The sequence below is a fragment of the Marinobacterium mangrovicola genome, assembly GCF_004339595.1.
Classification (GTDB): Bacteria; Pseudomonadota; Gammaproteobacteria; order Pseudomonadales; family Balneatricaceae; genus Marinobacterium_D; species Marinobacterium_D mangrovicola.
Map to the genome: position 1 here is coordinate 245,391 of NZ_SMFU01000008.1, position 13,346 is coordinate 258,736.

A 13,346-nucleotide genomic window follows, 5' to 3' on the forward strand; every position below is an offset into this window, starting at 1 on the left:
AAAGTTGCTATGCAGGTGTGGGCTGTTGCTAACCAGAAAGGCGGGGTCGGTAAAACGACCACAGTGGTAACCCTGGCGGGGTTGCTGGCCGATGTGGGTTACAAGGTGTTACTGGTGGACCTGGATCCCCATGGTTCCCTGACCAGCTATTTTCGCTTTGATCCTGATGAGCTCGAGCACAGCGTCTATGACCTGTTTGAACAGCTGCAGGTCGATGAGAAGCGTACACAGAGTCTGATTGTGCCCAGCTCTCAGCCAGGTATCGATCTGATGCCCGCATCTACTGCTCTGGCGACACTGGAGCGGCGTGCGGTCGGTAAAGAGGGAATGGGGCTGCAGGTGGCCAAGGCGCTGGCAACCCAGAAAAAATCCTACGATTTTGTCTTGATCGACAGCCCACCGGTACTGGGTGTGCTGATGGTTAATGCGCTGGCGGCCTGCAATCATCTGCTGGTGCCGGTTCAGACGGAGTTCCTTGCGCTGAAAGGGCTCCAGAGGATGGTGAGAACCATCGAGATGGTTAACCGGGCGCGCCGCAACAAGCTGGAGTACACGATTATCCCCACCTTTTACGACCGCCGTACCCAGGCATCTGTCAGTAGTCTTCGCGAGCTGCATAAGCGCTACGAAGACAACATTTCGACCGCTGTGGTGCCTGTGGATACCAAGTTTCGTAACGCCAGTCTTAAGGGGCTGGTGCCCTCTTCGATGGATGCGGGCAGCCGCGGTGTTCACGCCTATGCGAAGCTGTTGAGAAACCTGCTGGAACAGCGCAGAGAGGGCCAGGCCCATGGCTGATCAGAAGAAAGTCGTTTTCGAATATATCGAAGCACTGTTGGCCGATCCCGATCTCGAAATGGAGGATCTGGCTGATGAAATCGTACCGGATATTTCGGATGAGGCGTCCGAGCCCGCGCAGGATGAGATTTTTCCCTCCGCAGATGAGGACGATCTGGAAGTGGTGCTTGACGCAGAGGAGGCCAGCGCACACGCTCCTGTAGAGCCAGAGCCAGAGCCAGAGCCAGAGCCAGAGCCAGAGCCAGAGCCAGAGCCAGAGCCAGAGCCAGAGCCAGAGCCAGAGCCAGAGCCAGAGCCAGAGCCAGAGCCAGAGCCAGAGCCAGCACCGGCGCCGATCACCGCCATGCCCAGGGCAGAGGCGGCTACGGCCTCCAGTGCGCCGGTCAAGGTGCTCAACTGCGTACTGCTCGATATGCACGGCCTGAAGCTGGCGGTGGAGTTTGACCGCATAGAGGGAGCGCTGAATATGCGCGATCTGTCTCTGAGTATTGGCGGCATGCCGGACTGGATTCTCGGCTCCTTTGGTGAGGCGTACGCCAGCACCCATGTGGTTGATACCGCCATGTGGCTGATTCCGGAGCGCTATAAACCGGAGCATTCGCAGTATTCCGAGGTGCTGATACTCCAGGGTCGCAAGTGGGCATTGGCTTGTGATGGCCTGGTTAAATCGATCCAGGTACCGATGGACAGGGTCAACCTGAACACGGATAAAGCGCAACGCTCCTGGCTGCTGGGTACCTACATGGAAGAGCGCTGTGCCCTGGTCGATGTGGAACAGCTGGTTGAGGAGTTCGAGGCGACAATCGCCTGATCTGTATCCACGCTGCCCGCCGCTTGAGTTACAATCGGGTGAATAGTCGTCGCGTCTGGCTGATAGTCGGACGCTGGTTTTTTCTGGGGCAGGCCCGCGATGGATCTGAGTGCCAACAATCTGATTGTTATGATATTCGCCATGCTGAGCCTGGCGACGCTGGTGATCTGCGTCGTTCTCGCGGTGCGTCTACGCAGGCAGGAACGGCGTCAGCAGGCGTTGATCAATGTGCTGCGTAACGAGATTCGCGCCATGACCAACGGCTCCATCGGTATGGGCAAGCGATTGCTGGCGATTGAGCATCGGCTCAATATCACAGTGGAAAAGCAGCAGGAGCTGGAAAACCGCGACCCGGGTGTTCTTGCCTACAATCAGGCGGCCAAGCTGATGGAAATGGGCGCGGATGTAGACGATCTGGTGCGCAGCTGCGGTATTGGCCGCCCTGAGGCCGAATTGATGGCACTGCTGCACCGCGAACTGCACACTGGCGAGACGCTGCCGCAACAGCGTCACTGAGGCGTATCCCCCTTTTCTGTTTTCAGACCTCTGTTTTCAAACCATAGGTGAAGGCGATAATCTCGGCGATCGCGCGGTACAGCGATTCCGGAATCTCATCTCCCAGTTCCAGCCGGATCAGGATCTCCAGCAGTTCAGGGCTTTCGTAGATATGGACATCATGTTCTTTGGCCAGACTGATGATCTGCTGCGCAATCACCCCCTGCCCCTTGGCCGTTACTCTGGGTGCGCTGCCCGCATCCTGATCATACTTCAGTGCTACTGCCTGTCGGCTCAGTGATGAGTAATCGTTATCGTCTGTCATGTGTGCAGGTCCACCAAACGGTGATTAACGGGAGAACGGGTGTCCCTTGGCGGCTTCCCTCGCTGAACCTGTAGCGCTTCCACCTCGAATCCGCTGGCGCCAAGCTGCTGCTGGAAACCGTCCAGTTGTTCTCTTATCAGGCGGGTTGTTTCCTCCCGTTCAGCCCAGAAACGTGCACTTAACTGCCATTCTTGCTGCAGGCTGACGTGAGCATCTACCGGACCCAGTTCCTCTCTGTCGAAATGGAGTTGAATCGACCACTGGGAAACAAAGCGGCCCTCTTCGTCAGGCTTTTTGCGTTGCTGGATATGGATTTCGCTGTCCTCAAGTCTATCTCTCTCCAGGCGAATCGGCAGATCCAGCCGGTACTGGCGCTCCAGGGACCCGTCTGGCATCTCCTGCCAGTTTTGCAGACTGGTGGCCTGATGGCTGGCGCTGCGTGCCTGGAGACCTTTTACCAGCGTTAGCATCTGTTCCCGTGCCTGGGGTGGCAGCTGGTCCGCCAGATCGGTCAGCTTTCCGAGCTGCTGCTGCAGGGGTGGCAGCTCGCGCTGAGAAGCGGCTGGGTTAGCTCTGGGCTGGCTGATCAGCCCGCTGGACTGAAGGTGATTCTGCACCACCTGTTGGGTGGTTTTTGCGTCAGTTTTCGGAGGAACGCTGAACAGGCTCAGCATCGACTTGATCACCTGTGCCACCGCATCGCCCCCCGGGCGACTGATGGCCGGTATCTGGCGCATCTGGTTCAGTGCATCGCCGGCGGGCAGCTGCTGCGGCAAATTGTCGCGCAATATTTGCTGTAACCCTTCCTGTAATTTCAGTTGTGCCCCGTTATCATTGCGGGGCGGTGCGAGCTGAAGCTGTATATGGTTATCGCTGGTGCGGGTCAATTGCACCTCCAAACCTGGTTGCAGCGGTCTGGGGCTGATGAATTCCAGCGTTTGTCCGTTCACGCTCAGGCTGACGCGGATGTTGTCAGCGTTAGCGGCAATGACCTGTCCAGAGGCGCCTTGGGGAGCGGTCGAAGCTTGCGCGGCAGGCGGAGTCTGTGCGGCGACAGGCGTTTGGGGTGCGGCTGCCGTTTGATTTGTTGCTGTTGTCGTTGAAGTCGCAGCCGTTGCAGCAGTCGCTGGCGTAGTGCCCGGCTTTGAGCTTTGTGCAGCGGGGCTTGGCGAGGGCGGCGGTGGATTGTTTGTCGACTCTCTTGATGAGGTTGACGGTGAAGGTTGCTCGCGTGGCGTCGTGTTACTCGCTCCAGCTGTTGTTTGCGACGGGGCAGGCGTCGGTGCCGGTGGTGTAGCCTGGGATGATGTTGATTTTGGCGTCGATGCCGCCGGCTCCTGCGTTGAAACAGGGGTTATCGGCGCCTGAATACGTGGGTTTTGTGACTGCTTGTCTGCAGTGCTGCCTGTGGCCGGGGCGCGTTCCTGAACCGTTGGTTGCGGTCTGGGTTGCTCATTATTCGCCGGTGGGGCTTGTGTTTGAGCAGCCCGGTTAGATGTATCTGCCGTCGCTGGCGCCGGTGTTCTTGGCGTTGTGCTCGCAGGCTGTTGCTCAGGGTTTGTTGCCGTTCCGGTAGGTGGCCGGGAGGGCGTAGAGGAAGTCTGAGCAGTGTCACTTTGAGTGTTGCCCGCAGCAGCGTTTTGTGAGGAAGAGCTGGGCGGCGGTGTCGTAGGCCGCGCGGTGGTCGGTTGAGAGTTCTGGCCATCTGCGAGAGTCGGTGTTTGCTGTGAGCCTGTACTGGTTACTACTCGCGCAAGCTGCGTTTCTCCGACCGGCAGGAGTTGCGTCAGGCTGTTTTGGCTTTGGCTTTGGCTTTGGCTTTGGCTTTGGCTTTGAGCCGGAACGCGGAGCTGCAGAATCGGCGCTTGGGGTTGGGCCTTTTGCTGCGGCGTTGGATTGCTGCTCTGGGGGCGTGGCTGAGTGCTCAGAAGAGTCAGTTGCACCTTGCCGGCCGCATCCTGGCTCAGGCTGATCTGAGCGCCGGAATTCAGTGGCCTGGTGGTCAGTAGCTCCATGAGTTGTTTTTGCACCTCGACCTTGATCCGGAACAGGTTGGGGCGCTGTGGGTCCGGGGTCACTTCCCGTACACTTGCGTCCAGCGTGCGGCCAGCCGCAAGCTCGGCGCGGACATCAGTCTGTCGGGCACCATCTGCGGGCAGCTGTTGCAGTGATTGTACGGGCAGGTTAATCGACACTTTTTGAGCTCCCAGAGGCTGCTGTATGACCGGGGTGCACTTAGGTAGCAGAGGCTATCAGACCTTGGAACCGTTCTAGCCGTTGCCGGTTCCGGTTCCCTGACGCCTGGCTGCCAATCTGTTTATAATGGCGCGTTTAAAATCAGTCGGCCAGCGCGGGTGAAACTGTAGTCTGACGGCGCTTGTGTGGCGACGGTTGTGTGATCTTGATGGAGAGTGGTGTTTGTCCCAGACGATGCTGAAAGTTGAGAACCTGTTCTGCGAGCGGGATGACAGGGTACTGTTCGACCAACTCAGCTTCGAAGTCGATGGTGGCGAGATCGTGCAGATCGAAGGCGCCAACGGCAGTGGCAAAACGACGTTGCTGCGAATACTCAGTGGCCTGTCACGCAACTATGAAGGTGAGATTTACTGGCAGGGGGAGCCGATCGAAAAGGTGCGCGAGGAGTTTCGCGCTGAACTGCTCTATTTCGGTCACCAGCCCGGGGTAAAAGCGTTGCTGACACCGGAGGAGAATCTCCACTGGTACTGTGCGCTGCATGCCTCACTGGACCCTGCGCGGGTTCAGGAAGCGCTGGAGCAGGTTGGGCTGCGCGGTTTTGAAGATGTGCCCTGTCACACACTGTCCGCCGGCCAGCACCGGCGGGTTTCGCTGGCCCGTCTCTACCTCAGTGATGCAAGGCTCTGGATTCTGGATGAACCCTTCACCGCGATCGATAAGCGTGGAGTGGCGGCAAAAGAGGCGCTGATCGGACGTCATGTAGCCCAGGGCGGCAGCGTGATTCTGACCACGCATCAGGATCTTCAGGGCAGTGGAGCGGTGCGTAGTATTAATCTTGACCGGCAGGGAGAGCGCGGATGAATCAGCCACTGAATCCGCAGCGCAGGCCTGCCATCGGCATGGGGGCGCTGTTTGCCGCAACGCTGAAACGGGATCTAAAGCTCTCGCTACGGCGTAAAAGTGAACTGGTTAACCCGCTGATCTTCTTTTTGATGGTGATCACCCTGTTTCCGCTTGGCGTCAGCCCGGAGCCGGGTTTTCTGGCGGAACTGGCTCCGGGTGTGATCTGGGTGGCAGCGTTACTGGCGACGTTGCTGTCCATGGATAGCCTGTTTCGCACCGATTTTGATGACGGCTCGCTGGAGCAGCTGCTGCTCAGCCCGCAGCCTGTGATGCTGGTCGTGTGTGCGAAGGTGCTGGCGCACTGGATGTTGACCGGGTTGGCGCTGACGCTGGTGGCGCCGCTGATCTCGGTGATGCTGTTTTTGCCGGCGGAGGGTGTTCCCGGGCTGATGCTGAGCCTGTTGCTGGGCACGCCGACGCTGAGCCTGGTGGGTGCCATCGGCGCGGCGCTGACGGTGGGGCTGAAAAGGGGCGGGGTGCTGATTTCCCTGCTGGTGCTGCCGCTGTATATTCCGGTGCTGATTTTTGGCACCGGTGCGGTGCAGGCGGCGGTGACAGGCTTGCCGCTGGATGGCTACCTGGCTCTGCTGGGTGCGCTGCTGGCGCTGGGCACCGTGCTGGCACCGCTGGCGATTGGTGCCGCCTTAAGAATTTCGGTTAGTGGGTAGAGTGTAAGGATGGTAGAGAAGAAGAAATGGTTACCGCGCTGGTTTTACCAACTGGCTTCTCCTCGCTGGTGTTACCAGATCTGCGGTAAGTTGCTGCCGGGCTTTGCCGTGGCGGCGCTGATTCTGTTACTAGGCGGCATCGTCTGGGCGCTTCTATTCGCACCGGCTGACTATCAGCAGGGCAACAGCTTCCGCATTATCTATCTGCATGTGCCTTCTGCGATCCTGGCTCAATCCTGCTACATGATGATGGCGGTAGCCGGTGCCATCGGTCTGATCTGGAAGATGAAGGTCGCCGACATGGTAGCGAAATCCTGCGCCCCGATTGGCGCTACCATGGCTGTGCTTGCACTGCTCACCGGTGCTATCTGGGGCAAGCCGACCTGGGGTTCCTGGTGGGTCTGGGATGCCCGCCTGACTTCCATGTTGATCCTGCTTTTCCTCTACCTGGGGGTAATGGCGCTGAACTCTGCCATCGAGAGCGAGTCAACTGCTGCACAGGCAAGCGCGGTTCTGTCTCTGGTTGGGCTCGTTAACATCCCGATTATCAAATACTCGGTAGATTGGTGGAATACGCTGCATCAGCCCGCCACGTTCACACTGACAGAGAGACCGGCGATGCCGGCCGAGATGTGGGTGCCGCTGCTGATGATGGTGGTGGGGTTTTACTGCTTTTTCGCGGTGTCGCTGATGCTGCGTCTACGCAATGAGATTCTGAGACGCGAGCGCCGTGCGGGCTGGGTCAGGGATCTGTTGCTGTCGAAGTGAGGTCGATGTGAGCTTTAACTCTTTTACCGAATTCCTGTCGATGGGTGGGCACGGGCTGTACGTTTGGCTCAGCTACGCCCTTGGACTAGCCGTCATTCTGCTCAACCTGGTAGCGCCGTTGATGGAACGCAGCCGGTTGGTCGCCCAGCTTAAACGCCGTCTACAGAGGGAGAATCAAAGTCCATGAACCCGAAGCGCAAGAAGCGGCTCTATATAGTGCTGTTCATCGTCTTCGGCGTCGCCGTCGCCGTTGGTCTGACCCTTTTCGCCCTGAACCAGAACATAAACCTGTTCTACTCTCCGACGCAGATTGCTGAAGGTGAGGCACCTACCGACACCCGTATCCGTGCCGGCGGCATGGTCGTCGATGGCAGCGTTAAGCGTGCCGAAGACAGCCTGGAGGTGATGTTTGAAATTACCGATTACGAGAAAACCGTATCTGTGCACTACAGCGGTATCCTGCCGGACCTGTTCCGCGAAGGGCAGGGAATAGTGGCTCAGGGTGAGCTGGATGGCCAGGGAGTGTTTCAGGCTGTCGAGGTGCTCGCCAAGCATGACGAGAATTATATGCCTGCAGAAGTTGCGGAAGCGCTGGAAAAAGCCGGCAAAATGCCGATGCCCAGCGGTCAGGAGTTTAATAAATGATTCCTGAACTCGGACAATATGCACTTATTCTGTCGCTCTGTATCGCCGTACTGCTCGGTACTGTTCCGCTGGTAGGGGCTGCGCGTAGCAACGCGCTCTGGTGTGGCTTTGCCCGCCCGCTGGCGATTGCCCTGTTCGGCTTCGTCATGTTCAGCTTCCTGTGCCTGGCCTGGGCGTTCTACAGCAATGATTTTTCCGTGGTTTACGTGGCCAGCAACTCTAACAGTGCGCTGCCCTGGTATTACCGTCTTAGCGCCGTTTGGGGCGGGCATGAAGGTTCACTGCTGCTCTGGCTGCTGATTCTGGCGGGCTGGACTGTCGCTGTAGCGATCAAGAGCGATAACCTGCCGGATGATATGCGCGCCCGTGTGCTGGCCGTCATGGGCCTGATCGCAACCGGGTTTATCCTGTTTGTGCTGTTTACCTCCAGCCCATTTGAGCGCTACCTGCCGCAGAGTCCACAGGATGGCGCTGACCTGAACCCGCTGCTGCAGGACTTCGGCCTGATCGTTCATCCACCGATGCTGTACATGGGATATGTGGGCTTCTCCGTGGCTTTCGCCTTTGCTATAGCGGCTTTGCTCAGCGGACGACTCGACGCGGCCTGGGCACGCTGGTCGCGTCCCTGGACTAATATCGCCTGGGCGTTCCTGACTCTGGGTATCGCGCTGGGAAGCTGGTGGGCCTATTACGAGCTCGGCTGGGGTGGCTGGTGGTTCTGGGACCCGGTGGAAAATGCGTCCCTGATGCCCTGGTTGGTGGGTACTGCACTGGTACATAGCCTGGCAGTGACCGAGAAGCGCGGTGTGTTCAAGAGCTGGACCGTGCTGCTGGCGATCTTTGCCTTCTCGCTGAGTCTGCTGGGAACCTTCCTGGTGCGTTCGGGAGTGCTGACCTCGGTACACGCCTTTGCTTCCGATCCGGATCGTGGTTTCTTTATTCTGGCGTTGCTGGCGATCGCCATTGGCGGCTCGCTGTTGCTCTATGCGTTCAAAGCGTCGCATGTGAAAAGCGAGTCCAGTTTCGGCTTCGTTTCCCGGGAGACGCTGCTGCTGGTCAATAACGTGCTGCTCACTGTTGCCTGTGCAACTGTGCTGCTGGGTACACTCTACCCGCTGCTGATCGATGCGTTGGGCATGGGCAAACTCTCTGTTGGCCCGCCGTATTTCAACGCGCTTTTTGTACCGCTGAGTCTGCTGCTGGCGATCAGTCTGGGTGTCGGCACGCTGGTGCGCTGGAAACAGACCTCCGGTGCGCTGATGTTGCAGCAGCTCTGGCTGCCGGCTGTGCTGGCCCTGATCGCCGGTGCGATCTCTCTGGTATCTCTGCCGGAGTTTCCGGGAGTCTGGGTATCGGTGGGTCTGACACTGGCTTGGTGGATAGTCTTTACCGGTCTGCGCGACCTGTTTAACCGGGTGCGGGCGAAAAGCAGCCCCTTCAGTGCCATGTTTAAGCAGTCCCGCGCCTATTACGGCATGATGTTCGCCCACGTGGGCGTTGCCGTGATGGTTGTCGGTGTGGCGCTGGTATCTACTTTCAGTGAACACAGTGACCTGCGGATGGAGCCGGGCGATCGTAAAACCTTCAATAATTACGAATTTGTGTTCGAACGGATGGACAAGGTGGACGGCCCTAACTTTCACTCCGATACCGGTGTGATTCAGGTGCTGTACAAGGGGGAGCCCTACACCACCATGTATCCGGAAAAACGCCTTTATACGGCGCGTAACAATGTGATGACCGAGGCGGCGATTGATCCCGGCCTGTTCCGTGATCTCTATGTGGCGCTGGGTGAGTCGCTAGGTGGCGATGCCTGGGCGATCCGCGTGCAGTACAAACCGTTCGTGCGCTGGATCTGGCTGGGTGGATTGCTGATGACGCTGGGCGGTATCCTGGCGGCCACCGATCCTCGCTATCGTAAACAGGCTCGCCGCGATATCGCGGCTCAGAGCGCTTAAAGGGGAAGATTGCTATGCGTCGTTACGTACTGTTTTTACCGCTGGTCATCTTTCTCGGTATCGGCTTTTTCCTCTGGCGGGGGTTGTCCATCGATCCGACGGAGCTGCCTTCGGCACGGCTGAACCAGCCGTTCCCGGCGTTTGAAAAAGCCTCCTTGACCAACCCAGAGCAGACGCTGACACCTGATGACCTCAAGGGGCAGGTGGCGTTGGTTAATATCTGGGCAACCTGGTGTCCCACCTGTAAAGAGGAGCACGCCTTCCTTAACCAGCTGGCACAGCAGGGCGTTACCATCTATGGCATCAACTACAAGGATGAGCCGGTCAAGGCCCGTGAGTGGCTGAAGCGCTACCTCGATCCGTACGACAAAGTGGTATTGGATGTGGATGGGAAACTGGGCCTGGATCTGGGCGTCTACGGCGCACCTGAAACCTATGTTATCGATGCCGATGGGGTGATTCGTTACCGCCATGTGGGTGCGGTGGATGCGCGTGTCTGGAAAGACCTTAAAGCGGTGATGGAGCAGGTCTCCAGCGGAGAGGGCGCATGACTCGGGTTCTGCAGCACCTAGTATTGATCGGCCTGCTGTGGGCTGGCGCAGTACATGCCACCATTGAAGCCTATGAGTTTGACGATAAGGCCACCGAGGAGCGTTTCCAGAGTCTGACTGCAGAGCTGCGTTGCCCCAAATGTCAGAACAACAACATCGCCGACTCCAACTCTCCGATCGCCTCAGACCTGCGGGGTGAGGTGTATCGGCTGGTCAATGATGGCGCCTCCGACGAGGAGGTGGTCGACTTCATGGTTACCCGCTACGGTGAGTTCGTGCTTTACCGCCCACGGGTCAACGAGATGACCTGGGTGCTTTGGTACGGCCCGTTTGTGTTGCTCGGTATCGGTCTGCTGGTGGTCTTCTTAATCGCTCGAAGTCGTCGCCGTGTCGGTTCACCCGGTGTTGCGGGATCGGATCTGGCTCCCGAGGAGCGGGAGCGGCTGGAGCAATTGCTGGAACAGGATAAGAAACAATGATCGCACTCTGGAGCGGCATTGCGCTGCTGACCCTCATCGCTGTGGCTTTCGTGTTCTGGCCGCTGCTAAGGGCCCGTCGCGAAGCGGATCGTCTTGCCGAACAGGCCGACGACACCGCTGTGGATAGACAGCATCTGAATATCGAAATCTACCGTGAGCGCCTGTCTGAGCTGGAAAACGAACGTGAGTCCGGCACGCTCGATGCGGAAAATTTCGAGGTGCTAAAGCTGGAGCTGGAACGCAATCTGCTGATCGACGCCGAAGAGCAGGCGCCGGAACTGAAACACCCTCGTCCGGGTGGCGCCCAGTTTACCACGGTGGTTTTGCTGGCTCTGCTGGTACCGGTGATCGCTTTCGGGCTGTACAACGTGCTTGGCCGCTCGGCGGATCTTGAACTGGCGATGAACCCGCCGACCATGCCGACTCTGGAGGAGGCGGTCTCCCAGCTTGAGAAAGAGCTGGAAGCCAATCCGGATAACGCTGAGGGTTGGTATCTGTTAGCGACCACCTATGTGAATCAGGGCCGCTTTGACGAAGGGGTGGATGCTTTTCGACGCGTAGCCGCCATCCTGCCGGAAGATGCGCCGCAGTATGCCGGTGTGCAGGGACAGATCGCTCAGGCACTCTACTTCCAGGCCGAAGGCAGCATGACACCTGAGGTTCAGGCTCAGATTGAGCGTACATTGGCGCTGGATCCTGATGATATGGCGGCGCTTGGCTTGCTCGGAATCAACGCCTACGAAACTGGCGATTATCGTGCCGCCATCGAATACTGGAGCCATGCCAAGGAAAACGCCCGTGGTGAAGCGGTGCAGTCGCTGCAAACCGGCATAGAACAGGCGAGACAGCAGCTTGTGGCCGCCGGAGAGGAGGTTCCCGAGCTACAAGCAGCAGCTAAAACATCGATCCGCGTCAGCATCAGTCTTTCCGACGAACTGAAATCCAAGGTATCGCCGGATCAGGCGGTGTTTATCTATGCCCGTCCGGTGGGTGGTCGTATGCCGCTTGCAGCAGTGCGTAGACAGGTGTCTGACCTGCCGCTGGAAGTGATACTCGATGACAGTATGGCGATGATGCCGGGTAACGAACTATCCAGTGTCGATGAAGTCGAAGTGGGTGCACGAATCAGTGCTTCAGGCCAGGCGATCGCGCAACCGGGAGACCTGATAGGCAGCCAGTCTCCTGTCTCGACCGGAGGCGATGCGGAGCGCGTCACTCTGGTGATCGATCAGGTAGTAGAGTAGTCTGTTACCCGGGAGAATAAGTTGAATTATAGACCGGACGGTAAAAGAGCCTAACCATGGAAATCAGTCTGCGCGAATGGCTAATCATTGGTGGGATCCTGGTAATTGCGTTAATCCTGTTTGATGGATGGCGCCGGATTCGCGGTAATCGCAGCCGCATTCGTATGAACATCGACCGGTCGGTGCCGCATGAAGACGATAGCGAAGAGCTGTCGCAGTCCAATCCTGAGCTGCCCAACGGCGGCGCACGTAAAATCGCGGAGACCAAGAATCAGCATAAGGCTGAGGTGCATGAACGCCGTGAGCCCAGCTTTGGTCGGTTTGATCAAGAGCCTGATCCGGAGCCACTCAACGCGGAATCGGATCGTATCCCTGACTGGCCCGCGCCAGAGCCGGAGGTTCGTGCCACCTACAGCCAGCCCAGCGAACAGCAGGATCTTCTGGCCGATAGCGAAGCGGAGCTTGATCCCCTTTTCGATGATGTGCCGGTGGATCGCAGTCGGCAGGGGCAAGATCGTGGCGCTTCAGCCGGGGCCGCGTTTGGTCATAAAGCGCAGCCAGCGTTTGCCGAGGCCGAGCCGCGTCAAGGAGTGCGCCCACTGACCGCGAGCCGTGATGAGGAGCAACCCTCCGAGCCGGAACCGCTGAGCCTGGATTTTGACCCGGAACAGCCGATCCCCGTGCTGATGGATCGGGTGCGTCCTAAACGTGACGCCGAGGCCCCCGAGCATGCTGAATTTTCTGAGGTCAACGAGCCTGAAATTCAGCAGCCTGAAATTCAGCCAGAGCCAAAAATCGGGCACCGCGCGGTAGATGACGGCAGCAGCCTGGGTGAAGCGCTGGATATGGATGAGCCCAAACATCAGGATGAAGAGCCGTTCGTTGCGCATCAGGCTGAGCCTGTTGCTCGGGATGCCTTCTCGAGTGATGTGGCTGAACCGGATAGCAGAGCTGTGGCTGGATCGCATCCCGGAGAAACCGCTGAGGACGATTCGGCTCCTGCAGCTGCGCAAGGTAGTAAGGATCGGCCTGCGCCGGAGATTACGGCTGACCCTGAAGAGATGCTGGTGATTTTCGTTGTAGCGCGTCAGGGTGAAACACTGCCCGGCGCGGCGATCCACCGTATCGCCGAGGCCTGCGGTATGGAGATCGGTGCCATGGATATCTATCACCGTCACGAGAATCCCAATGCGCAGGGCTCGCTGCAGTTCAGCATGGCTAATGCGATCCAGCCTGGAACCTTTGACCTCGCCAGCATTGATGAACTGGAGACACCGGCGGTGACCTTCTTTATGTCGATGCGCGATCCGGCTGATCCTATGTATGCTTACGAGTGCATGCTGGCGACGGCTGAAACCCTGGCACGGCACCTTGAAGCGGAAATGCTGGATGGTGATCGCTCGGTCATGCGCCCGCAGACCAAGGAGCATTACCGCGAGCGGATCCGTGATTTTGAAATCCATAAACGGGTTCGGCGCGCACACTGATATCGCTTATCCGTATAG

16 protein-coding genes are annotated in these 13,346 nt (G+C 58.3%); 14 read left to right on the forward strand and 2 right to left on the reverse strand.

Annotated features, from left to right (window positions below; all coding sequences use genetic code 11):
• The first annotated feature begins 9 nt into the window (after nt 1-9).
• The 3 genes from CLV83_RS09630 to CLV83_RS09640 all read left to right on the forward strand — a co-directional run bounded on the left by CLV83_RS09630 (nt 10) and on the right by CLV83_RS09640 (nt 2,125).
• The gene (locus CLV83_RS09630; protein WP_132291091.1) at nt 10-798 is read left to right on the forward strand and encodes a ParA family protein; all 789 of its coding nucleotides are present in this window, start codon (nt 10-12) and stop codon (nt 796-798) included.
• On the forward strand, nt 791-1,609 hold the full coding sequence (locus CLV83_RS22590) for a chemotaxis protein CheW (protein WP_165900274.1): 819 nt from the start codon (nt 791-793) through the stop codon (nt 1,607-1,609). The genes CLV83_RS09630 and CLV83_RS22590 overlap by 8 nt, the downstream gene beginning before the upstream one ends.
• Before the next feature lie 99 nt (nt 1,610-1,708).
• A complete protein-coding gene (locus CLV83_RS09640; RefSeq protein ID WP_243642352.1) occupies nt 1,709-2,125 on the forward strand; it encodes a DUF2802 domain-containing protein in 417 nt (138 codons plus the stop codon).
• Between the two features lie 22 nt (nt 2,126-2,147).
• Here CLV83_RS09640 and CLV83_RS09645 read toward each other — a convergent pair whose 3' ends face one another.
• A complete protein-coding gene (locus CLV83_RS09645; protein WP_132291094.1) occupies nt 2,148-2,429 on the reverse strand; it encodes an EscU/YscU/HrcU family type III secretion system export apparatus switch protein in 282 nt (93 codons plus the stop codon).
• On the reverse strand, nt 2,426-3,217 hold the full coding sequence (gene fliK / locus CLV83_RS09650; protein WP_132291097.1) for a flagellar hook-length control protein FliK: 792 nt from the start codon (nt 3,215-3,217) through the stop codon (nt 2,426-2,428). Before fliK ends, CLV83_RS09645 begins: the two co-directional genes overlap by 4 nt.
• Before the next feature lie 346 nt (nt 3,218-3,563).
• Here fliK and CLV83_RS09655 point away from each other — a divergent pair, with 346 nt between their 5' ends.
• From CLV83_RS09655 to zipA, 11 genes are all read left to right on the forward strand, one after another.
• Entirely contained in the window at nt 3,564-3,797 is a 234-nt protein-coding gene (locus CLV83_RS09655; protein ID WP_132291100.1) for a hypothetical protein, read from the forward strand.
• 1,062 nt (nt 3,798-4,859) lie between these two features.
• A complete protein-coding gene (gene ccmA / locus CLV83_RS09660; protein WP_132292648.1) occupies nt 4,860-5,486 on the forward strand; it encodes a cytochrome c biogenesis heme-transporting ATPase CcmA in 627 nt (208 codons plus the stop codon).
• Nucleotides 5,483-6,196: a heme exporter protein CcmB gene (ccmB, locus tag CLV83_RS09665; protein WP_132291103.1), complete on the forward strand. Its 714-nt coding sequence runs from the start codon at nt 5,483-5,485 to the stop codon at nt 6,194-6,196. The genes ccmA and ccmB overlap by 4 nt, the downstream gene beginning before the upstream one ends.
• A 9-nt stretch (nt 6,197-6,205) precedes the next feature.
• Nucleotides 6,206-6,964 (forward strand): heme ABC transporter permease, encoded by a 759-nt coding sequence (locus CLV83_RS09670; RefSeq protein WP_132291106.1) that lies wholly within the window; start codon nt 6,206-6,208, stop codon nt 6,962-6,964.
• A 7-nt stretch (nt 6,965-6,971) separates the two neighbouring features.
• Nucleotides 6,972-7,151 carry a heme exporter protein CcmD gene (gene ccmD, locus CLV83_RS09675; RefSeq protein WP_132291109.1) on the forward strand — a complete coding sequence of 60 codons (180 nt, stop codon included), beginning with the start codon at nt 6,972-6,974 and terminating at the stop codon, nt 7,149-7,151.
• On the forward strand, nt 7,148-7,609 hold the full coding sequence (ccmE, locus tag CLV83_RS09680) for a cytochrome c maturation protein CcmE (RefSeq protein WP_132291112.1): 462 nt from the start codon (nt 7,148-7,150) through the stop codon (nt 7,607-7,609). The genes ccmD and ccmE overlap by 4 nt, the downstream gene beginning before the upstream one ends.
• A complete protein-coding gene (locus CLV83_RS09685; protein WP_132291115.1) occupies nt 7,606-9,567 on the forward strand; it encodes a heme lyase CcmF/NrfE family subunit in 1,962 nt (653 codons plus the stop codon). Before ccmE ends, CLV83_RS09685 begins: the two co-directional genes overlap by 4 nt.
• A 14-nt stretch (nt 9,568-9,581) precedes the next feature.
• Entirely contained in the window at nt 9,582-10,118 is a 537-nt protein-coding gene (locus CLV83_RS09690) for a DsbE family thiol:disulfide interchange protein (protein ID WP_132291118.1), read from the forward strand.
• A complete protein-coding gene (locus CLV83_RS09695) occupies nt 10,115-10,597 on the forward strand; it encodes a cytochrome c-type biogenesis protein (RefSeq protein WP_132291121.1) in 483 nt (160 codons plus the stop codon). Before CLV83_RS09690 ends, CLV83_RS09695 begins: the two co-directional genes overlap by 4 nt.
• Entirely contained in the window at nt 10,594-11,841 is a 1,248-nt protein-coding gene (gene ccmI, locus CLV83_RS09700; RefSeq protein ID WP_132291124.1) for a c-type cytochrome biogenesis protein CcmI, read from the forward strand. Before CLV83_RS09695 ends, ccmI begins: the two co-directional genes overlap by 4 nt.
• A gap of 56 nt (nt 11,842-11,897) precedes the next feature.
• On the forward strand, nt 11,898-13,328 hold the full coding sequence (zipA, locus tag CLV83_RS09705) for a cell division protein ZipA (protein WP_132291127.1): 1,431 nt from the start codon (nt 11,898-11,900) through the stop codon (nt 13,326-13,328).
• The last annotated feature ends 18 nt before the right edge of the window (nt 13,329-13,346 follow it).

Bases quoted from the DNA above. Each gene is read 5' to 3' on its own strand.
- ccmE (WP_132291112.1), top strand. From the start codon at position 7,148: ATGAACCCGAAGCGCAAGAAGCGGCTCTATATAGTGCTGTTCATCGTC.
- CLV83_RS09640 (WP_243642352.1), top strand. From the start codon at position 1,709: ATGGATCTGAGTGCCAACAATCTGATTGTTATGATATTCGCCATGCTG.
- ccmA (WP_132292648.1), top strand. From the start codon at position 4,860: ATGCTGAAAGTTGAGAACCTGTTCTGCGAGCGGGATGACAGGGTACTG.
- CLV83_RS09645 (WP_132291094.1), bottom strand. From the start codon at position 2,429: ATGACAGACGATAACGATTACTCATCACTGAGCCGACAGGCAGTAGCA.
- CLV83_RS09685 (WP_132291115.1), top strand. From the start codon at position 7,606: ATGATTCCTGAACTCGGACAATATGCACTTATTCTGTCGCTCTGTATC.
- CLV83_RS09695 (WP_132291121.1), top strand. From the start codon at position 10,115: ATGACTCGGGTTCTGCAGCACCTAGTATTGATCGGCCTGCTGTGGGCT.
- zipA (WP_132291127.1), top strand. From the start codon at position 11,898: ATGGAAATCAGTCTGCGCGAATGGCTAATCATTGGTGGGATCCTGGTA.
- CLV83_RS09670 (WP_132291106.1), top strand. From the start codon at position 6,206: ATGGTAGAGAAGAAGAAATGGTTACCGCGCTGGTTTTACCAACTGGCT.
- CLV83_RS09690 (WP_132291118.1), top strand. From the start codon at position 9,582: ATGCGTCGTTACGTACTGTTTTTACCGCTGGTCATCTTTCTCGGTATC.
- ccmB (WP_132291103.1), top strand. From the start codon at position 5,483: ATGAATCAGCCACTGAATCCGCAGCGCAGGCCTGCCATCGGCATGGGG.
- CLV83_RS09630 (WP_132291091.1), top strand. From the start codon at position 10: ATGCAGGTGTGGGCTGTTGCTAACCAGAAAGGCGGGGTCGGTAAAACG.
- CLV83_RS22590 (WP_165900274.1), top strand. From the start codon at position 791: ATGGCTGATCAGAAGAAAGTCGTTTTCGAATATATCGAAGCACTGTTG.
- ccmI (WP_132291124.1), top strand. From the start codon at position 10,594: ATGATCGCACTCTGGAGCGGCATTGCGCTGCTGACCCTCATCGCTGTG.